27 protein-coding genes are annotated in these 19224 nt (G+C 48.0%); 18 read left to right on the forward strand and 9 right to left on the reverse strand.

Annotated elements, in window-relative coordinates; translation table 11 throughout:
* The 4 genes from BLW97_RS16015 to BLW97_RS18790 form a co-directional block, all read right to left on the reverse strand.
* Nucleotides 1–534, reverse strand: a 534-nt coding sequence (locus BLW97_RS16015) for an ATP-binding protein (protein WP_158025203.1), incomplete at its 3' end; no start/stop codon positions are given.
* Nucleotides 535–548: 14 nt separating this feature from the next.
* Nucleotides 549–1799, reverse strand: coding sequence for a DUF1376 domain-containing protein (locus BLW97_RS18785; protein ID WP_077218508.1), 1251 nt, complete (start codon nucleotides 1797–1799; stop codon nucleotides 549–551).
* The gene (locus tag BLW97_RS16030; protein WP_075323915.1) at nucleotides 1796–2194 is read right to left on the reverse strand and encodes a DUF1376 domain-containing protein; all 399 of its coding nucleotides are present in this window, start codon (nucleotides 2192–2194) and stop codon (nucleotides 1796–1798) included. Before BLW97_RS16030 ends, BLW97_RS18785 begins: the two co-directional genes overlap by 4 nt.
* The gene (locus tag BLW97_RS18790) at nucleotides 2194–2577 is read right to left on the reverse strand and encodes a CII family transcriptional regulator (RefSeq protein WP_158025205.1); all 384 of its coding nucleotides are present in this window, start codon (nucleotides 2575–2577) and stop codon (nucleotides 2194–2196) included. The genes BLW97_RS16030 and BLW97_RS18790 overlap by 1 nt, the downstream gene beginning before the upstream one ends.
* Before the next feature lie 392 nt (nucleotides 2578–2969).
* On the opposite strand from BLW97_RS18790, the gene BLW97_RS16040 reads away from it, so the two are divergent.
* The 13 genes from BLW97_RS16040 to BLW97_RS16100 all read left to right on the forward strand — a co-directional run bounded on the left by BLW97_RS16040 (nucleotide 2970) and on the right by BLW97_RS16100 (nucleotide 10969).
* Complete coding sequence (locus BLW97_RS16040; protein ID WP_143214946.1) at nucleotides 2970–3413, forward strand: hypothetical protein; 444 nt, start codon at nucleotides 2970–2972, stop codon at nucleotides 3411–3413.
* Nucleotides 3414–3450: 37 nt separating this feature from the next.
* Nucleotides 3451–4332, forward strand: a complete 882-nt coding sequence (locus tag BLW97_RS16045; protein ID WP_075323917.1) for an OB-fold protein — start codon at nucleotides 3451–3453, stop codon at nucleotides 4330–4332.
* A gap of 342 nt (nucleotides 4333–4674) precedes the next feature.
* Nucleotides 4675–4941 carry a hypothetical protein gene (locus BLW97_RS16050; RefSeq protein WP_075323918.1) on the forward strand — a complete coding sequence of 89 codons (267 nt, stop codon included), beginning with the start codon at nucleotides 4675–4677 and terminating at the stop codon, nucleotides 4939–4941.
* The gene (locus tag BLW97_RS16055; protein ID WP_075323919.1) at nucleotides 4941–5228 is read left to right on the forward strand and encodes a hypothetical protein; all 288 of its coding nucleotides are present in this window, start codon (nucleotides 4941–4943) and stop codon (nucleotides 5226–5228) included. The genes BLW97_RS16050 and BLW97_RS16055 overlap by 1 nt, the downstream gene beginning before the upstream one ends.
* Before the next feature lie 33 nt (nucleotides 5229–5261).
* Nucleotides 5262–5459: a hypothetical protein gene (locus BLW97_RS16060; RefSeq protein ID WP_075323920.1), complete on the forward strand. Its 198-nt coding sequence runs from the start codon at nucleotides 5262–5264 to the stop codon at nucleotides 5457–5459.
* Nucleotides 5452–6003 (forward strand): hypothetical protein, encoded by a 552-nt coding sequence (locus tag BLW97_RS16065; protein WP_075323921.1) that lies wholly within the window; start codon nucleotides 5452–5454, stop codon nucleotides 6001–6003. Before BLW97_RS16060 ends, BLW97_RS16065 begins: the two co-directional genes overlap by 8 nt.
* Nucleotides 6004–6024: 21 nt before the next feature.
* Nucleotides 6025–7839 (forward strand): DNA adenine methylase, encoded by a 1815-nt coding sequence (locus BLW97_RS20100; RefSeq protein WP_242947854.1) that lies wholly within the window; start codon nucleotides 6025–6027, stop codon nucleotides 7837–7839.
* On the forward strand, nucleotides 7824–8132 hold the full coding sequence (locus BLW97_RS16075; RefSeq protein ID WP_075323922.1) for a helix-turn-helix domain-containing protein: 309 nt from the start codon (nucleotides 7824–7826) through the stop codon (nucleotides 8130–8132). The genes BLW97_RS20100 and BLW97_RS16075 overlap by 16 nt, the downstream gene beginning before the upstream one ends.
* Before the next feature lie 290 nt (nucleotides 8133–8422).
* Nucleotides 8423–8803 (forward strand): hypothetical protein, encoded by a 381-nt coding sequence (locus tag BLW97_RS16080; RefSeq protein ID WP_143214947.1) that lies wholly within the window; start codon nucleotides 8423–8425, stop codon nucleotides 8801–8803.
* 205 nt (nucleotides 8804–9008) lie between these two features.
* Complete coding sequence (locus BLW97_RS16085; protein WP_075323924.1) at nucleotides 9009–9686, forward strand: hypothetical protein; 678 nt, start codon at nucleotides 9009–9011, stop codon at nucleotides 9684–9686.
* A gap of 157 nt (nucleotides 9687–9843) precedes the next feature.
* On the forward strand, nucleotides 9844–10101 hold the full coding sequence (locus tag BLW97_RS16090) for an acyl carrier protein (RefSeq protein WP_075323925.1): 258 nt from the start codon (nucleotides 9844–9846) through the stop codon (nucleotides 10099–10101).
* On the forward strand, nucleotides 10101–10682 hold the full coding sequence (locus BLW97_RS16095) for an HAD family hydrolase (protein WP_075323926.1): 582 nt from the start codon (nucleotides 10101–10103) through the stop codon (nucleotides 10680–10682). The genes BLW97_RS16090 and BLW97_RS16095 overlap by 1 nt, the downstream gene beginning before the upstream one ends.
* A gap of 20 nt (nucleotides 10683–10702) precedes the next feature.
* Nucleotides 10703–10969 carry a hypothetical protein gene (locus tag BLW97_RS16100; protein WP_242947855.1) on the forward strand — a complete coding sequence of 89 codons (267 nt, stop codon included), beginning with the start codon at nucleotides 10703–10705 and terminating at the stop codon, nucleotides 10967–10969.
* A gap of 45 nt (nucleotides 10970–11014) precedes the next feature.
* On the opposite strand, the gene BLW97_RS19200 is transcribed toward BLW97_RS16100, so the two are convergent.
* Nucleotides 11015–11251: a hypothetical protein gene (locus BLW97_RS19200; protein ID WP_143214949.1), complete on the reverse strand. Its 237-nt coding sequence runs from the start codon at nucleotides 11249–11251 to the stop codon at nucleotides 11015–11017.
* Here BLW97_RS19200 and BLW97_RS16110 point away from each other — a divergent pair.
* From BLW97_RS16110 to BLW97_RS16120, 3 genes are all read left to right on the forward strand, one after another.
* A complete protein-coding gene (locus BLW97_RS16110; RefSeq protein WP_143214950.1) occupies nucleotides 11240–11761 on the forward strand; it encodes a hypothetical protein in 522 nt (173 codons plus the stop codon). The two genes, BLW97_RS19200 and BLW97_RS16110, sit on opposite strands and share 12 nt — an antisense overlap.
* A gap of 148 nt (nucleotides 11762–11909) precedes the next feature.
* Complete coding sequence (locus BLW97_RS16115) at nucleotides 11910–14372, forward strand: ATP-binding protein (RefSeq protein ID WP_075323930.1); 2463 nt, start codon at nucleotides 11910–11912, stop codon at nucleotides 14370–14372.
* Between the two features lie 177 nt (nucleotides 14373–14549).
* On the forward strand, nucleotides 14550–15227 hold the full coding sequence (locus BLW97_RS16120; protein WP_075323931.1) for a hypothetical protein: 678 nt from the start codon (nucleotides 14550–14552) through the stop codon (nucleotides 15225–15227).
* On the opposite strand, the gene BLW97_RS16125 is transcribed toward BLW97_RS16120, so the two are convergent.
* Nucleotides 15220–15471 (reverse strand): hypothetical protein, encoded by a 252-nt coding sequence (locus BLW97_RS16125; RefSeq protein WP_075323932.1) that lies wholly within the window; start codon nucleotides 15469–15471, stop codon nucleotides 15220–15222. The genes BLW97_RS16120 and BLW97_RS16125 overlap by 8 nt on opposite strands.
* A 204-nt stretch (nucleotides 15472–15675) precedes the next feature.
* Here BLW97_RS16125 and BLW97_RS16130 point away from each other — a divergent pair, with 204 nt between their 5' ends.
* Entirely contained in the window at nucleotides 15676–16053 is a 378-nt protein-coding gene (locus BLW97_RS16130; protein WP_075323933.1) for a hypothetical protein, read from the forward strand.
* A gap of 771 nt (nucleotides 16054–16824) precedes the next feature.
* Here the strand turns inward: BLW97_RS16130 and BLW97_RS16135 are convergent.
* From BLW97_RS16135 to BLW97_RS16145, 3 genes are read right to left on the reverse strand one after another with little or no spacing between them, the layout of a single operon-like run.
* On the reverse strand, nucleotides 16825–17676 hold the full coding sequence (locus BLW97_RS16135; RefSeq protein ID WP_075323934.1) for a HEPN domain-containing protein: 852 nt from the start codon (nucleotides 17674–17676) through the stop codon (nucleotides 16825–16827).
* Nucleotides 17634–18047 carry a nucleotidyltransferase domain-containing protein gene (locus BLW97_RS16140; protein ID WP_075323935.1) on the reverse strand — a complete coding sequence of 138 codons (414 nt, stop codon included), beginning with the start codon at nucleotides 18045–18047 and terminating at the stop codon, nucleotides 17634–17636. The genes BLW97_RS16135 and BLW97_RS16140 overlap by 43 nt, the downstream gene beginning before the upstream one ends.
* A 19-nt stretch (nucleotides 18048–18066) precedes the next feature.
* Nucleotides 18067–18504, reverse strand: a complete 438-nt coding sequence (locus tag BLW97_RS16145; RefSeq protein ID WP_158025207.1) for a nucleotidyltransferase family protein — start codon at nucleotides 18502–18504, stop codon at nucleotides 18067–18069.
* A gap of 428 nt (nucleotides 18505–18932) precedes the next feature.
* Here BLW97_RS16145 and BLW97_RS16150 point away from each other — a divergent pair.
* On the forward strand, nucleotides 18933–19224 hold a 292-nt coding region (locus BLW97_RS16150), incomplete at its 3' end, for a DEAD/DEAH box helicase family protein (protein ID WP_158025209.1).

Consider the following 19224-nt stretch of genomic DNA (forward strand, 5'->3'; position numbering starts at 1 on the left):
GACCTGGCGAATCCTGGCTATGATATCGTAGGCCGTCACCTGCAGTACGCTGTGTCCTTTGGATAGAACAGTATGCGCAATAGCAGATGCCAGGTGATTTTTTCCAGTGCCAGGGTTTCCACAAAGAATGAGGCTGGAACCCTGTCGATCTTCCTCATCAAAATGGTCAGCATACGCACGGCAGACATCCAGAACTTGCTGCTGATGTGGGGATTCTATCGTATAATTGTCAAACCAGCATGCCATATAACGCTTTGGAATCGCTGCAATCTCCATGAGTCTTTGGGAGGTCTTTTCGGCAGCACACACCGGGCAGACTGGCGGTAGGTAACGGATAACATCCTGCTCATCCACCATCGAGATTGGAAAGCGTCCATGACGGTCACACTCTCGATATTGAGGATGCCGATCCGGTAGTATTGACACGTTATTGGCATCAAATCCCCATCGGGCAAGGATGTCCTTGGCCGTATCGCCTATGTGGATTCCTGGCTGATGTTTACCAGCAGAACCGGAATTATCAGGTAAGCCCATAATGTAAATTCCTCCTATAACTTAAATGCACGAGATTGCTCAACGGCCAAAGGTGGCAGTAGTGACCTGTTAGGCGGGCTATGTCCTTTTTGTGTACCACTATTCCCATCCTTTCTTCCGGGTTTGCCGGTATCTTTGAGCATCGCAGCAATATAGCCAACGTGAAGCCCACTCCCTTTTCGTTCCAGGGCCAACTCGGCTGCTGCCAAGATGTGCTCATCAGAATGGCGCGCACACATTTCCCTGACTATTTCCATGTGCGGAGCTGCCCTGATACCGAGCTTGCGGAGTTCTTTGCACAGCACACCCTCTCGGGTCCCTTCCTTTGGGTTGTCTACCGTTTCAACAGCACCAGTCGGAGCAGTGGGTTTTGCCGCGTTGTTACCGTTTTCGGAAAAACTTTTTTCAGGAAGGGATCCGCTATTTTTTTCTTCAGGATTATTTTTTTCTTTTTTCACAAAAACCACGGTTGGGTTATTGCGGTCTTCAAGGGCTACCTGTGATCCTGTTGTATGCGTTGACAGGCTTTCACAGTCCGCAACCTGATGGTTATAAGCCCTGTCTTTATTGGGTTCTGGGGCAGATACTTCTTGATGGAAAGTGTCTTCAGGTAGTGTGTGTGTAACGTTTGGCGTTTCCGTTTCGAGCGTTCCTGAAACGTGTTTCTGAAACGTATGAAACGTTACTTCTTTATCTTCTTCTTTATCTTTATCCGTTTCTTGTAACGTTTCTACCGTTTCATTGATACGTTTCATGGGCGTTTCGCGTTTCGTTTCGCCCGTTTCGTTTCCGGCAGCAGCCACCTTGGCTTCTTTCTGCTTGGCTCTCCACCGGCGCAGACGTTCACGGTCTTTGGCTCTGGGGTCATTGTCTTCCCGTGAACGATACTCTTGTGCAGTTCGGCCATTCCAGATGTGTAATACTTCTTCCACCACAACAGGATGATACCAGCGTCCATCACTACACAAGGTGAAGCCGTGCATGGCTTCTGTCTTGAGTTTCAGCCACTTTCTGACGGAAGTCTTGGTCTTGCCCAGGCCAACCAGCGATGCCAGGTACTCATCGTTGTCGGGTAAGGATCCTCCTGGCGTTTGGCGAAATGCCGCAAGCCAAAGGCCCATGGCAACGCCACGAGCCTCAAAAGATACCGTATGCCAAAACTCACTGTCCAGGAGCCTGCCAACATCCAACCGCATAAACTGGAAGTTCCTGGGTACGCACGTCCCAGGTTCGACCAGTGGTTCTGGCAATATGGAATCGGTCATTTTCTACCTCTCTTTCCTGTTGGCTGCAGGATTTCCAGAATGGTGTCAGTTACCATGGGATGGTAAAGCCGATTGTCGGAACAGAGTGCCCAACCATGCAATACCATTGTGCAAATCTTTTTCCAGCTTGCGGATTGATAGTTATATCCGCCTGCCAGCTTGGATAATACAGCTTCGTTATTAGGTAAACTGCCCGCAGGCACTTGATGAAAGCTTCTTGTCCACAGCAGAAAGCCGGCCATAAATTCTGCCGGATTTGCTGTGTGTATAAATTCAGAGTTTTGCAGGCTCACAATATCCAGATTGAACCATCGCTCACACCTCAGATCTGTGCCTGGCAGTATAGGTGGATCAATGGCAGACAACTCAGTGAGATATGGCTCAATAGGGATCATTATCTCATTAGCTCCTGTCTTGCGATCACTTTCAGGGCCTGCAGATATTCCGTGGACACAGAGGTTGAGGATTCACCTTCTTCACTTGGGCTCAAGATTTGTGTGCCAAGGATTTCCAGCATTCGGCAGTATTGCTCAAACTTGAGTCCGGCCTCTCCTCCTAACCACCGGGAAAATTGGGATTCTGCTACACCGATAGATTCTGCAACCTGCTTTTGGCCGAGATGCATAATCTGCCGCAAGAGCAGGGATTGTATTTTGATTTCGGTTGAGGCCGCTTGCATGTAGCTTCCCCTTTGTAATTTTTCTGGTAACGAGGCGAAGCCATGAGAGACTTCGAGATTTTCTGTTTCAACAATAGGTGCTCCCGCTTTTTCCCCCAACGGGGGGGCGGCGGTTTCGGAGTTATCCGATGCGCACCTATGGAGAGGGGTCAACATGACACGGACTCACTTGAATTTGAGCTCCGCCGCTTACGGGATTTTTGGCTCCGCCATATATCGGGGCGCAGATCATTGAGCGTGAGCCTGGGATCCGCCTCCACAAGTTTCCATGCGAGTTCTGAGCTAGGTCGTTTTCTGTAAGTCGCGCAGAAATAAAGATGTTTGGTTGTTACGCCAGTGAGTCCAGCCAGTTTGGCAAGGACTTTTGGCCCATCTATGGAGTAAATATCATGCAGGTTCATGAAAGTAGGGTACCTATAAGACACTTATGTGTCAACACGGGTATCTATCAGATGGTTACCACTGGGGTGTCCTCGGGTTACCATTCTTCAATGAATATAAGAGAAATTCATATCAGCAATTTGAAGCAAGCAATTCAAAGATGCGGCAGCATCGATGGGCTTCTTGACGCTATGGCTACTAAAGGGGTTGATCCTGTAAGTAAAAAATACTTACAAAATGTTCTGAATGGCGTCCAGACTAAGGGGTACAAGCGAAAACGAGACCTTGGACATGATGTTTGCCGCAAAATTGAAAGAACGCTTGGGGAGTCGGATGGATGGATGGATGTTCGTCATGACGGGCACCAGTCTTCGGACTCGTCTGTAGAAATGACATTAGGCCCCAGAGAAATGGCGCTTTTGCAGAACTTTAGAGGTATGACCGCATCACAGCAAGATGAATTTATACGAGAGTCTGAGAAAACGAAACAGCTAAATGAAAGTATTCTTAATGAGCTGGCTTGTTCTGTACAGGGTAAGAAAAATGTTTCATGACATTAAAATCTACCCGCTTACACATAGAGGATAATAAATGTCACGCAAATTAAATGCCGCATGTTTGAATTCAATATTGATGATGGGATTTTTGGCCGCATCACCGACTGCGTTTGCTGAAGCAAATACAGGGAAAACGGATCAGATTACACCAAATCAAATATTTCACAATCTCGCGATGGAGTCTTCAGTGCAAAGGTGCACACCAGAGGTGAACCTACATTTTGTTAAAGACGCTTTGAATTACTACAAAATGGGAAATTATGTGTTGGCTAAAGAAGATTCTAGTATTGCCGCCGAAGGTGTCTCATATTGTATAGATCATGGCATGACGAACGCGTCTAGTGCAGGAAGTTCAGTTGGACTTTTGTTGGCGATGGATGCATTGTCTTCATCCCATACCGGTCTACTCATGCCGCAAACATATACGATTGCAAACTATGCAAAAATTCTGCTTGAAGATTATCCAGATAAAAGTAGTTCTAAAGATATTGAATTGATGAAAAGCGCTGGTTTTTTCGGATCTCCAAAGCCGCCAAAAACATCTGCGATATCTGCTTTATCTTTATCTGCAGTTGACCTTGTTGGTCAATATAACAGTAATAGTTTTGCATTTAAGAAAAAATATAACGATAAAACAATTATAGTTAGTGGTGTTTTATCAAATATTACATCAGCACCTAATGGTGGGGCTTCTATAGGGATTGACGGAGCACCAAACGTCAATATAAATGATAGGGGGTTTAATGATTATGTCTATTGTCAGGTTTCTAAAGCTAATGTTAGCGAAGTTATGAATCTTAGCAAAGGCAAAACAGTTACAATTAAAGGGGTGTTTGATCCTAAATTAGCTAATAAGTTAGACGATGGAATCACTCTTGAGCCAATAAATCTCTTTAGTTGCTCTGTTGTTGAGTAACTGCTCATAAAATAGTTCAAGCCTCTTCTCTTTGCGGTTCTTTATAACGTAGCCTCACCTGTCGGGTTGATCGGTTTTCTTTGTGGCGTGTTCTGATAGACCACGCCTTTTTGGGTTTCTTCAGCGCATCTGTGGTACTGTTAACGATACTTTTGTTGTGTCGTCGTGTATATGTATTGAGACGACATATTGGCTAGGATATGTATTACTTTCGAGGCAGGGATCGCATCCTAGCGAAAAGTTCTGAGATCAAAAAAGTTTGACACCAAGGAATCTAATAGATACCATTGCAGCAACAGGTACCTAGTAGACACTTGCATTCATTGTTGAAGGAGTTCCTTCATGTCAAACCTATCAGCACTTTCAGTGGTCACTGCAGCAAGCTCTGCAGGTCGATCAACCATTCCCGAAAAGCCTGGCGCCGGATATTTGGCCTGCCCTCCGCTGAAATCAGCCGTTCATCAACAGGCTGATGTCCAAAAAAAGAAAATTGTTGTTACCTACCGTGATGGTATAGAACTAACCTATCTGTTTGATGCATCAGTGCAAATCGCTGAACTGATGCAATTGGTGTCCCGTGCTGGCAGTGTGCGCAAGGTGATTCTGTGATGAATCGCGTATTGGTAAGCATCCCTGTATCTGAAAATGCGGAGCGGGCTTTGCGGGCTGAACAGATTCTTTGCCGCATTATGCTCCAGGCCCCTGCCGGAACATTTTTGAAACGATCCAAGCGTACTCTCTCCCTGGTGATTCCTGATCCTCAAAGACTTCGCCCTGTTTCATTGTGGGATGATCAGCCTCGATCAAACCCACGAAAATTCCATTTTGATTTCGATGACGTTGACGTTGGGCATAGTTTTTTGCTCGGGGCTACCGGCAAGGGGATGTCCAGATGAATACTGTTTTTTTACTCATAAAGGGGATGTGTGATGTGTGATGCTCTAGCGGTTTATGATGATTTGTTCGATGTAGAAGATGATGTTCTTCTGGGTGATGCCTTTACTCGTGATGCCGTTGATCTGCTTATGCAGGCCGCCATGGCGGTGAATGCTGCAGGCGGATCTGCAAGAATCCGAATCAATGAAGAAACCGAAGATCTGGTATTAAGCGAAATTGACGATGCCTGATGCCCGGTTGAGCGAAGAAAATCACTTTCCATGGATAGGGATTACCGAAGAGCGCGTGACCATGGAAATGGAAAATATCCAGAAACTCTTTGTTTCACTTTCTCATGGAGAGCCAATTTCTTATGGTATTTCTCGTGAAATCGCCAAGGGTTTGTTTACTCTTTCAGAAGAGAACCTGAAGTGGTCTGGCGCAGAGTTGCTTGTTCGTGTGGATATTGAAAGCGTGAAACCAGAAGATTTTGCTGCACCGGATGATGTGGACTTTGCAGCAAAAGTGTGGGAGAAACCAGAAGATTACTGGGTACCAACAGCACGGCTTGATCTGGGTGCGGTGTTAAGTTCTTTCCAGTTTATGGTCTTGCTTTTTTTTCTCTCACCGTTTGCCAAGAAAAATTATAAAAAAGCCTTATCTGGTGTTGATTTGCTGTTTTATATTCATGCTGCAGATAGCTCAGTGACGGTCTATCATGCTGATCGATCAGGGGCGGGGCGTAACCTTTGGAAATTGATGGTTGCAGCGACTAGAGATAGGTATTCAAAGTGAAACTATTCAAGGAATTATCTCATGCAAGCATGCGTCATTGGTGATGATATAGTATACATGAATAAAAGAATCGGGCATCATTTATATATGGAAACCGGTATCGCTTTTTTGGATCAGTCGGTAGACGCATTCATGGATAATCCGCGATTGTTTGTTGGGGATTACTTTGGCGGAAAATATTCAGATGCCTTTTTTGACCATGCCCGTTATGTGCCGTTGGCACTTGCAGTGCTTTTTTATCGGGAGCGATCGTCGTTCACCATGCGGCACGATCTGGCTTACAATCAGATATATGCCAAGGCATACGAATCGGCGGTTCCCGTTATTAAAAATCGCCTGCTTGCACATCAGTTGGATATGGACTATGCCAAATCAGTCTTTGCGGCTGTGGTTCACAAACTTGCAGATGCGCACGATTTTGAAAGCGTCCCATTACCCAATATCGCAAGGATACTTGCTGGATATAAAACGCGCAGGGATCTCTGTGGATTGATTCAGGAACGGGATCTGATTGCTACATCCTGGCGTGATAACGACAAAGGCCCAGTCCGTTTCTATGAGATCAATGAAAAGGATGATCCGGACTTCTTCCTGTGTGGCGATGAAGTGGACCTCAAAACGGACGAATCCGAGATTTTTCATGCAGACGATTTGAGGGTGGATCGTTACATGCATGCCCTGGGGTTTTTACCTAAAGGGTTGGGAGTGGGATCCAGGATGCCTTTAGAAATACTTTTGAGGGCCGGTGAAAGTGTCGGACTGTGCGTTGTGGATTGGGACGACATGCTTTCCGAAAACAATCCGTTGGATGTTGCAGAAACCATACCCAGTGGGGATGAAGAATTGGGTATCTTCATGCCGGCGGTGGACAAAAAGCCAAGTCGTTCTGTCGATAGCCCATTACTGCATGTTTTTACCGATTCAGACAATGAATCTTTTGCCGGACTGATCAGTCCTATTCGCAGATTCGGGGGGAAAATCAGGATGACGCGAAATATTCTGGATTATTTACCAAGGGCACATCGTGGTAGCACCTATGTCGAGCCTTTTGCGGGTAGCGCTGCTGTTTTGTTTGCCCGTCCGTCTATCGGGGTTGAGGTCATCAATGATATGGACGGAGAAGTTATCCATTTTTTCAGGACGCTGCGCGATCATGCTGATGAACTTCAGTATCTCTTGCAGTCAACGCCGTATTCTCGGGCTCTGCATGATGAATACAGCGGAATCGATCCCCGTACATTATCTTCCGTTGAGAGGGCTGTCCGATTCTTTTATCTCTCTCGGACAAGTTTTATGGCCGACCTGGAGAATCCGTCCTTTGGTTTTGCCAAGAAACTGGATAATCGCGCCGACTCGATGCGCCATGCCGTGGATGATCTGCTCACCTTCAGAGATCGCCTACGTCGCGTCATCATAGAGCATGATGATTATGCGGCGATTCTGACACGTTACGATGATCCTGATACCGTCTTTTATTGTGATCCGCCTTATCTGGATAGTACCAGGAAGTCAGGCGGATACGTCAACGATATGGAGTCTGCAGAGGAGCATGCCATTTTGCTGGATCGATTGGTTGAGTTGCAGGGCTATGTAGCTCTATCTGGTTATCCCAGCGAACTGTATGCAAAAAGATTGGAGACGACGGGATGGACGTATGTGGATTTTCCGGTGACTTGTCGGTCTGGAAGGACAAGAGGAGTTGAATCGACGGATACCGCACGGGTGGAACGGCTCTGGCTGAATCCGAAACTCAGCTTGTATCGTGCAGATAACAGGATTCAGGCAACCACCTTGAATTTGTTTGGGCAAGAGTCATTGTCATGCGTCCCTTGCTGAAACTAGAAGATGTGGCCGGCCTGTTGAACGTTTCCGTAAAAACGGTTAATCGTTGGGCGAGTGTGAATCCAGAAAAATTGCCACCCAGAACGATCCTACCCGGCACTCGAATATGGCGTTGTCGTCCTGAAGATCTTGATCGGTGGTTGAATGAGGCAAATGGCATCTCACCTGATGAACCGGTTGAGCCAGAAGCGCCTCATCATGTAAAAAAGACTGATTACGAAGTACCTGTCCAACCAGAAAGAATCACTCCTCAGGAGTTTTTCCGAAAACGTAGGAATAGGGGGTAAATTGTATGTCCGCTCACAGGTTAATGGGATATGGTGAATTGGCCGACATTTTGCGGGTTACGCCGGGGGCTGTAAGAAATCTTTATAGTGCAAATCCCGGGCGGTTGCCACCGGCAATAGTATTGCCCGGCTTTAGGGGGCCAAGATGGGATGAAAAAATGGTAGAGGACTGGTTGTCCGGGCTGGTTGTAAAGCCAGAACCTGTTTTACCAGGCAGGGGTCTGAGCAAACGTAAGCGTGGACGGCCACGTATCTGGCAGGGGGATTGAATAGTGCGAACTAAAGAAGATTTGGAAGAAATGATTGGTCACCAGGCGAAGGTACGCTTTTGTGCCCATCGATCTTGTTATCCTGCGTCTATTTCTAGTTGGCCGTTCGGGAAAAGTATTTGCCTGCACATGGACTTTTTGTCTGAGGAACGCTTTTCTGACGCGGATGTGAAGGCTGTTTTGTTGCATCAATTGGCGCTCAGGGACATTCCGCTTTTTAATGCTGGACCGCTCATCGCATTGCTGGGGTTTGTCATGATAGCCGTAATGGCGGGGTTACATTGGGCAAATATGCTTGGTCACAACTGGATATGGTTGGGTTTTGGATTGGTGGTTTTTGGGGTCCTTGTGCGTGTCGTCCAGAGCAGATGGTTTTACGGAGAATGTTGCCGTAACGAGTGATTAGCGATTTTCGTTTTCCAAAGATTTTTTAGAGGTGGGTATGAATGAAACATGTTCAGCAAGACCTGTGGGCGGTTTCTCTGTAGGTCCACGAGAGGAATATCGGCCAGGCCCTGAGCCTTTTCGTAGAGTTGCCGGACGAGTAACGGCAACGGTACGATCTGCTGCAAAAGATAAAAGCGACGTGCCAACAGGAGTGGTTAAATTGAGTCTGCAAAAAACGCATGTAGGAATGATCATGGATGCCGTGCGGGATGGGCATCGAAGTTTGACGGCCATTCAGGGCGTTACTTGTTTTGATCGAAAAAAAATAAGGGACATTACCAGTAAGCAGGTTAAAGCAGGAAGTTTGGTGGTGGATGAGGCTGCTTCAGGTGAAAAAATCTTTAGCCTACCGGGTGATCCTATTCCTGATTCTGCGACGAAAGGATCGCAAGATCCTGATGATGTGCCTGCAGACGTTAATGCAGAAACAGAGGTTGATGATGACGCAGGATTCCATGCAGAGTTTTTCTTGCTTGGTAAAGATGTGCTGAAAGAATGTGAAGGTTCTACAGAACGTGCGGGGTCAGAAGTTGATGATGCATTGATGTTTTCGGAAAACAGTGATGTTGGGTCCACTGAAGCAATCAAAGGGATTAAAATGGAAGAATCAGAAACCGACTTGGGGTATTTGCATGAACGTCTGGAGCATCTATACAGGACAGCGCAATCATCGCTGGGCGCCTTTTGGGAGGCTGTGGTTGAATTGAGAACAATGGCCGATGATGCTTTGCAGGCAAAAGAAAAGCTGCTCAAAGTGTATGAAGCGCTTGGGCAAGTTCCTGTCCATATAGATGGAAACGGTCACGGGAAGGGTAGTCGTTCAGATGTGCAGCCATGATAAAATCTCAAGCTGGCGTGATGAAGACTATGACATGGAAGATCGCGCCTGGATAGAATTGATCGAAAAGATGAGCCCTGCCCGTCGTGATCGACTGATTGCTTTGTTGATGGAGATGCAGAGGCGTGTTGAACGCATAAAACAAGGGAAATAGACCGTGCAGTTAGAAGATTGTCAGCAAAAAATAAAAGGCCTGGTTGATGATTGGTCCAGCCACCCCATTGATTGGGATTCTGATCCGGTTTTGGCTGATCTGGGGTTGGATTCCATGGACGCCATGGAACTGGTCATGATGATTGAAGAAGCTTTCGATCTGGATATCCCTGTCGCGCAAGTGTCAACGTGGAATCGTGTTTCCGATATTCAGCGAGATGTCTGGACGTTGATTGCGGAAAAACAAAAGGAGGGTCAGTAATGCGTAAAAAGATTGCCTTGGATGGTGATGGGGTTTTACTGGATTTTGATCGGCATTTTCAACGTCACATGGAGTACAAGCTGGGACGAAAGCTGCCGGTGCTTTCTAAAAACTTTCAAGTGTCAGAGCGGTATGGGGTAGATGGCTTTTGGAATGACCTGGCTCAGGATGAGGTGTTCTGGTCGGGTATGCCCCTTTTGCCGGATGCTAAAAACCTGATTTATGCCCTGGAAGATATGGGCTTCGAGGTTTGGGTAGTGACGGCCATTGGTGAAGAACAGCGGAGATCCCGGGCCATTTCCCTGTCAGGGCTTGTACCAACTGGCCGCATTGTCTGCGCAGGATGGACGGCTACGCCGCAAGACAAAGCCAATATTCTGCAGGATCTGGGCGCCGTAGGGTTCCTGGATGATCAATGGGAGCATGTTTTGCATGCGGACATGCTGCCGAAAATGCAGTGTGCCAGATACTACTGCTGTGGAGAGTATAATATGGGTGAAGTCCCTGATGCTGTGGGCGTTGTGGATGATGTGATGGACTTTCCCGTGGCCCTGGAAGCCAGTATGCGGAAGTGGGGTTAAAAATGCGTAGAGTATCAAACTTGGCTTTTAATCAGGAGTTCCCTGGACGTTCTGGGTTGAAGGCTATTCCTTCAAAGCATGTGGCCAGAATTGCACGAGATCCAGAAAACCGGTTTGACGATCAGGCAGTAGGCATCTGGATGGAAGGGCAGGATTGCGTTGTAGGATGGTTGTACCGAAAGGATAAAAATCGTGAAGCGGTTCTTCAGAAGCTCACTTCTGTGGAGAGCATTCCTTGCCAGATAGCCGTAGAAAATGGAAAGAAGGTGGTTGTTTTCTGGCTGTGACGGAATCTGATCAATTTCGTGACGCCATGAACAATCGGTGGGTATTCAATGAGGTAGTCCATAATGATGCTTAACCGAAAACTGGATATTTTCAATAAGATGTCTATGGAAGCAGGCCGATTCACAAGACGCCATATCTTGTGGTTGGTTGGCCAGCTTGGTCTGTATTCCATATGCACGGTAACCCGTCTCAATACTGTTTGTTGCTTTAACAATGGATTGCGCTGTATCCCCTTCACAGGTTTGCATGCAAAGCGCGATGGATGCCTCTTGCTCATCCATCGACATCTCCGACGTTGGAATGCTGTATTGCCATATGACATAGCCAAATATGGACAAGAAAATGATAACCATCGGCAATCTGATGGTGGGTCTAGCCATGGCCCAACGGAGAAGCCAGACAATCATCTTCCACATGGATTATATCCAGAATGGATGGTATGGGTTTTTCTTTTCCGCGCTGGAGTGATGGCATTTTTATTCATGGATGGTGGACTTTACCTGTTTCGTTATCTTTATGGCTTTGTAGGGCTACAGGTGATGCCCGTTGTACAAAACACATTTATTCGTTGGGATATCTGGGCTTATCAACACGGACCTATTGTGGTGACGGGTCTGTTCCCGCTGATAACCGGTCTCTCGCTGCTTTTTATACAGGCATCTCCATGGTTTTGTGGGTTCGGCATGGCCTATTTCGTCGCGTGGGCATTTTATCGCATCTCCATCCGCATTGGGAAACTACCCCCATGGTCGGACTATCAGCAGATTTTCAGACTGAGAGACAAGCCGTGAACAACGCCACTTATTCCGTCTACTTGGCCGCAGTATGGTCGTTGCAGTCCGTTTAATCCGCAAGCGGCCATGAAGCTAATCAGATTGTGCTATACCACGTTTTCGGAAAACATTAACGCTGAAAAGACAAACACTCTGGAGATTGATTATGCTACGACCCTTTGAGCTTGACCCGCAGATTATCCACCACATTATCTACAGCCAGGCAGGGTCTATTGGCAAGGCGCTTATTGAGCTATTGATGAACTCCATAGATGCACAAGCCACCACAGTTGCTCTGACCATGGACGGTAAGGGGTTCACCTGCAGTGACGATGGTGCAGGCTTTGCCACCAGAGAAGATGTGCTCCGTTACTTCGGACGTTTCGGTACACCTCACGAAGAAGGCGACGCCACGTATGGACGCTTCCGCTTGGGACGCGGGCAGATCATGGCCCATGCAAGCACCGTCTGGCGATCGCATAGCTGGCAAATGACGGTGGATACGCGAGAAATGGGGTATGCCTACGATTTGGAGGACATCTCGGAGCCAGTAGCTGGCTGCCAGATCACCGGTAGCTGGTATGAACCGCTGACTGAGCAGGAGCGCCTAGCGGCCATTCAGGAGGTACGTGACCTAGTGCGCTACACGCCCATCGAGATCATTTTGAACGGCAAGCCCATCACCCGTAACCCCGCTCTGGAAAAATGGGACCAAGTGGATGACTTTGGATATTACCGGGCCAAGGAAGAAGGCGCGGTGGCCATCTACAATCAGGGCGTACTGGTTCGACATGACCCCGGGCATGTGTGGGGTGCCGGAGGGCTGATCGTCTCCAAAAGGGCTATCGGCTTGAACGTATCCCGCACCGAGATCCTGCGCAAAACTGATCCCGTTTGGAAGCATATTGCTAAGGTGTTCGCGCCACTGGCGGCCCGTGCCTCGGGCAATAGCAATGCCCAACGCAAAACAGAAGCCTATCGGGAACGGTGCGCACGCTCATTATTGTCTGGTGACCCGGAGTTGCACCGGATTTATGATAAAGAACCAGTGGTGACTATTCTTCCTGGGAAAAAGCACTATTCTGTGAACGAGTTCCTGCGTCAGCATTGCAATTACCACAAAGGCGTTGTTCAGAATAACAGTTTTGCTGTCGTTGAAAACGAACGGGACATCCCCCAGGCCGAAGCTATGGCGGCATTCGGTATGGCCGTTTTCGTGCATCCCATCACGCTCTCCCGTTTTGGTTTGTACAATGCATTGGATTTCGTGGAAGTCATTGGGCGCATACAGGACAATTTACGGGATCATGTGTCCACCAATGATATCCAGTATTGGGGCCTCAGCACTCTTTCCGTACCTGCGCTGCTTTCATTTGACGTGCTCAAAAAAGCTTTCAAAAGTCGGATTGCCCTTGCTCCGGATAACACGTTGGACAAAGAAACCCGGCGGGCATGGGTCGCCTTGAAATGGTGTCTGGAACAATACGCGGCCATTTGTACGGGTGGAGAATTCTGGTATGGGCGACGGACTCGGGGCGGCATTCGCTTTCGTGTGTTTTTGGGGGACTCCAATACTGCTGAAGCATGGACTGACGGTTCGGCCTATATCGCCATCGACCGGAAACAGGTGTTGCCATTGAAAACCAAGCCTCTGGAAACGGCGATGAAGATTTTTAGCCTCGTGGAGCATGAGATATCTCACCAGGGCGACAGTGTTTCCTGTGGTCACGATGAAGCATTTTATCAGCGGTTCCACGATCTGGTGCTGGAACAGGCTGCCGTGCGTCAGAAGTTCCTGTATATCTGGCTCAAGAAATACACGTCCAGCATGGAAAATGCGGGTAAACGACCTTCTGGCGTAGCCTGGCGCGAACGTTTGCTGCAGGAGCGGATGGGTAATGGCCGGGTTAAAAACGGTCTGGGTAGCGGCCTTGTCGCTGCGGATGACGCCATGATGTGCCTGGCGCTGGAATCCTCCAGGAATGAAGACATCCGCCAGCAAGACTGTCGTCTGCAAGACTGGATCGATGCCGAAAATATCCGCCTGGTTGAAGCCGGTTTGTGCCCACCGCCACCGGAGTGGGCGGCATTGGTACGGGATTCGGAAAAGCAGTTGGCGGAAGATCGTGATCGGTCACGCGCAAGAGATATGGAAGATCGGTTAGTTGATGAACATTGGGACGAGATGATCGCACAGGATGATGCAAGAGATCGCCAGTGGTATGCCGAAGTGTTGGGCATACTGCCGGAAGATCTTCCTGATACCGCTTTCGATTGGTATCAAAGCGTTGTTGCCCCGCATTATGGCGATCCAGAGTTGATGGCTGAAAGAGAGGACTTTATACGATCTGCGTGGCATGGGAATAGTTACCGTTTCCAAACGCCAAAACCATGGGAACATACCCAGGATGAAGAATGGGACCCATGGGTGCATGAGCAGGAAGATGCCGCCATGGCAAAAGCAGAAGAAGCCAAATGGATTCCGGAAGATTGGGTGCCTTATGTTCAGAATGGCGAAACCAGATGGACCATCGAGCACAACGCTGCGGCAGCAGGCTTTCTGGATGTGCTGGAGTACCTCGAATGGCGAGATGACACATTGCAGGACGCGACCAAAGAGCGTGTGTAATTCTTTGAGTATCGCATGGATGGACTGCGCAACGGTCAGGACTTCAGCGGAACCCATTTTGATGCACGCTTTTATACCATGTTTTCGGAAAACAGTGCGCTAATACGTTAGTCGTTTTTCACCTATATCAGTCGGATCAAATGCTTTTCCTTTCTTGCTGGAGGGCTTGTCGTTATCATGGAAATCCTAGCTTGGTTAGTGGCTGCCATTATTGCGGTTTGGAGTGTACGACGTGTGAGCAAAGCGGTTCTTTTCGAGTTGTGGAAAATTCCTGCCGTTGTATGGGCAGACTTTCGTCATTCTCCGCAAGTGGCTTGCATTCCTTTGCGACTGATGAGTCCCTGGGATGTTCCATTGTTCCTGGTTGGGATCGTGCTGTGGTTAAGTTGGGTAATCACTTTTGCACTAACGCTCTTCTGGCAATTGACGCCTCTGGTTTTTTTGATATTCGAGGCGGGATTCCTCATATTGGCTATTCCACGCGCATATAACGATTCCTCCGTAAAGAAAAAGCTACAAGGAATGTGCGTAGATGATGGTGAGCGGCTTGTTTGGCTCGCCTTGTTCGAGCGTACTCATCCGGATCTGGCAAAGATGAATCCTTTGTTCTTCTCTTCTATCGAGGACAATATTTGGCGATTTTTCGCTGCAATTTTTATTGTGTTGTTTCCTTTATTTTCGTTGGCGCTACAGCTTATTTTGTCGGGACTGGCCGTTCTGGCTGTACAAGGACTTATTTTTTTATGCGGGTTTATTGTGAGCATCATCCCGTTAGCCAGGTGGGCCGGATCATTGATCGGTGGCCGATATGCCTGGTGGCTGGAATACCACTTGTTGGTTGATGGGTTCAGGTAACGAATTTTACGAGCGCGACAATGACGCCTACAGAGACGACCATCATGCCGCCCAGCTTGATGATCAGGCGTTGTTCCAAGTCCTTGAGAGAAGCTGTGAGGTCTTCTGTCGTTACGAGGTCTTGAACGTTAATTTCGATGACTTCTGCCAAAGCTTCAGCCTGAGCCTCCGCCTGTTCAGGTGGAAGTCCTGCCGCCTTGAGTTTGTTGGCGAATTTTAGGGTATCGAAAGTAAACGTTGCCATGAGAAAGAGTGTAGCTCACATTTTGCCTTATCCACGAACTCTTTATCCAGTTTGCGCGGAAAATCCCGCCGTTCAGGGCGGGGAGGAAGTCAAGTTATATACCACGTTTTCCGAAAACGTGGTATATAATGTGAATTCGTTGGCGTTGATTCCCCTAGTTGCCCTGTCTATACTCTTCGCATGGCTACTCTACTGCATAACCACATGGATTATCTGACTGACGCCGAAGGATTGCTACAATCTCTTCGGGCGTTAGTGTCCCATGCAGTGGCGTTAGCTTGGACCACACGCGCCTTGGAGAAGGACGCCAGGGTGGTCTACACTCTTTCCCTCACCATTCACGACGAACATGTTGCGGGACGGCTTGACGGGCTTTCTAGTCGTGCGCTGGATGTTGCTGACCAGATCAAAAGCAGTGGTTTTTTTGTCACGCTGGCGCGTCGGTCATTGTTAAGAAGCTCGGTTTTGTTTGCTCAGGCGGCCTGCTTGGTACGAGCGAAAGACACTGCATCCATTCCCAAGCTAGACCCCTTGTGGCGATCAGCAGCAGACGCCTTGTCTGAAATTTTCAGGGTTGTCTAAGCAAAATCTAAAGAATGTCATTGACCAGGAGTATGTTGTTTCTCTGGGCTTCGGTATCTATGGTGCATTCCTGCACTGGTCTTGGGAGGTCTCTGTCGCCCTTATCAGCAGTGAGCCGACTGTTGCTCTTGCGAGTATCCTCACCAAACGTTAATCGATTCGGAAAATTTCCAAGTTCTATACCATGTTTTCGGAAAACATGGTATACCATAAAATGGCTATATTTTTGTGTTTTCCGGATTTTTCGTCGCTTTTCAATTATGGTATACCACGTTTTCCGAAAACGTAGTATACCATAATTACTAAAAAACACCTGGGTTTTGCCTCTCGACCAGCGGGTTTCCACTCCGTTTCATGGCGTTTCCCATCAGTTTCAGAAACGAAAATGGAAAACAGGGGAGAGATAGTGAACGCAAGATAAAGGGGTTGGGTTCCGTTGTTCTATACTACGTTTTCCGAAAACGTGGTATACCATAACGACTATCTCTCCCCTGTTTTCCATTTTTTGCGCGTCTGTTTCGGTGAAGCCCGGTTGGGGCGATGCCTGCAGTTATCCCCATCACCCACCACCTTGTGGATGGCTCGCTTCCAGCGACCAGCCGGTACACGTTCCGGCTTGCCACCCACAATCCATGTTACCGCTGGGGACTCTGTCGGGTCCCCTTCGTTGCCTGGACTGCGGGTCGTGGATGATGGGGATAACTGCAGCGGTTACTTACGCCATGTTTTCGGAAAACTTGGAGGGCAGGGTAGGGGGGGATCCTTTCGCTTTCAATCGATGTATGGGCCTTTCCCTCGGTGGATACGATCATCCAGGATTTTTCTGAGGTCCTTTATGCTGGAATCATTCACGTCGGTCCCTTTAGGGGCCTTCAAAGAAGGGTGGAATGGTCCGCGTACCTGTTCCTTGCCTTCAAAAAAATGCACCTTGCCTTTCTGGTCTATTTGGGCATCAAAGCCATCACCGTGTACCACCAACCCGCCATCTTTCCCGTCTTTGACTTTCAGGTTGGATTGATGGAATAACACTTTGTTGTTTTCTTTCACTTGAAGCGATGCGCGCAGATCTCCCTCATCATTGGCGTACAGTTTCAGTGAATACCACTTGTTTTTGCTGGATAGAGATTGGAGGTCGGCTATAAGCGCGCCGTTCTGAAGACTGTGTGTATCGCGATCTTGATCCCGGTTCCATGCGGGCAGATCTGCTTCTTTAAGTAACTCATGATCGACCATGAATTCCCGCACTTGCTCTATGGCTTGACTGGCATACAGGAGGGTTTCTTGCGCGTCTAATTTTTCATAATTTTCAAAGGGCGCTTTTTCGCCTGGATTGGCATCCGGATATCGTGAAATTGTGTAATACATATCCAGACTACGTATTTCGCGGCTTAATGAAAGACCGTTTGTTTGCATTCTTTCTGCAAGGTCTTTGATGTTGTGGGTATGGGGAGTGTCGCCCGTAATTGCCATGAGTACGCTTTTTAAGCTTTTCTCAACGGATTGTTGGCTGTGGAAGCAACTGGAAGACGGAGAATTTTCCACTAGCAGACTGGCTACATACCAATCGTGTTGAGCTTGTTTTAACCAGCGTATTGATTCTGCCGATTGTTTGTTGATTCCCATAGGAGGATCCTTTCCTTCATAATTTCAGTGAAAAAGGCGATTTGAGATGAAGATCTGTCCGCATATCCTTTTGGAGTCCAGGCAATAACGTCGCAAGAAAAAGACAAATCCGCGTCACGAAGTGCTTTACGGATAGATCTGAAAACGGTTTTCTCGTCTATCTCAGCGGTGAGCATCAACAACACATCAGCGTCTGAATTTGTGCTTGGCTCGTTACGTGCTACCGAGCCAAAAACCCAGACGCTTTCGATGGGTAGGTATTGCGCAACAGCAGGAACGAGTTGTTCCCGAATTTGGTTGCGCATACTTTGCGCTTGCGCTTTTGCCTGTGAGCGAAGCGCGTTTCCAAGCGTTTGACCATGAATATGCACTTATCGTCCTCCAGTCCTTTCATGAGTCCAGACTGTTTCCTGATCGCTCATAAATCAACACCCCTTCCTTCTTGATGGTTTCCATCATGGGTTCAGATTTTCTGGATCCCAAGCGTACCTCTTCGGTTGACCAAATAATGATATCGCAACCCCATGTGAAACCCTGCTTTCTGAGCGTCTTGAGGATGTTGATGACCATATCCTGGCGTTTGGGCCATGGCCATTGTGCCGATGGTCCGTCGCATTCCACAAAAACATCGATATCGGAATCTTCCGAGGCATTTCTGCGTGCGACCGAACCAAATACCCATATACGTGTTGCGCTGAGGTGTTCGACGATTGCAGGTACCACCTGACTTTTTGCGGCAGCCATGCGGAAATCGGATGCCGCTTGAACCGCTTCACGAATGCGGGCCTGTCCTTGATTAAGCCATTGACGAACTTCGCTGGAAATCATCTTTGCTCCAGGATTGTGATTTTCAATCTCAAAAAAAATAATAGACGCCATTCAGAGCTCAGGCAATCAATAATCATTGCCCGACTTGCTTATGGTATACTACGTTTTCCGAAAACGTCGTATACCATAAGCATTGTCCCTCTTTTTTCTCGGCTCTCGTCCTGCAGTTATCCCCATCACCCACCACCTTGTGGATGGCTCGCTTCCAGCGACCAGCCGGTACACGTTCCGGCTTGCCACCCACAATCCATGCTACCGCCGGGGACTCTGTCGGGTCCCCTTCGTTGCCTGGACTCGGGTCGTGGATGATGGGGATAACTGCAGGGGCATTTCTATGTGATGTTTTCCGAAAACATAGTATACCATAATCAGGTTATTCATGTATGATAGGATCATGCTATAGGACGAACAACACAGGAGAAACTTCGGTGCCTGAAATAAAATTGACCGACGAACAGATTCAGGGTGTGGACATGGCTAAAAAGATGTCCAGCTTCAAGATGTCGGCCCTGGCAGGGACGGGCAAGACCACGACACTCGCGGAAATTGCCCGGGGGCTAAAAAAGAAGAGGGGGCTGTATTTGTCCTTCAATAAAGGGATTGCGGTCGAAGCGCAAAAACGTTTTTCCGGGACCAACTGCACGGCACGAACCTTTCATTCTTTGGCTTTTGCCGGATTCGGCAAGAAGTATGGTTCGCGGTTGAATCAGCGTCTCAATG

The sequence above is a fragment of the Acidithiobacillus albertensis genome (assembly GCF_001931655.1).
Classification (GTDB): Bacteria; Pseudomonadota; Gammaproteobacteria; order Acidithiobacillales; family Acidithiobacillaceae; genus Acidithiobacillus; species Acidithiobacillus thiooxidans.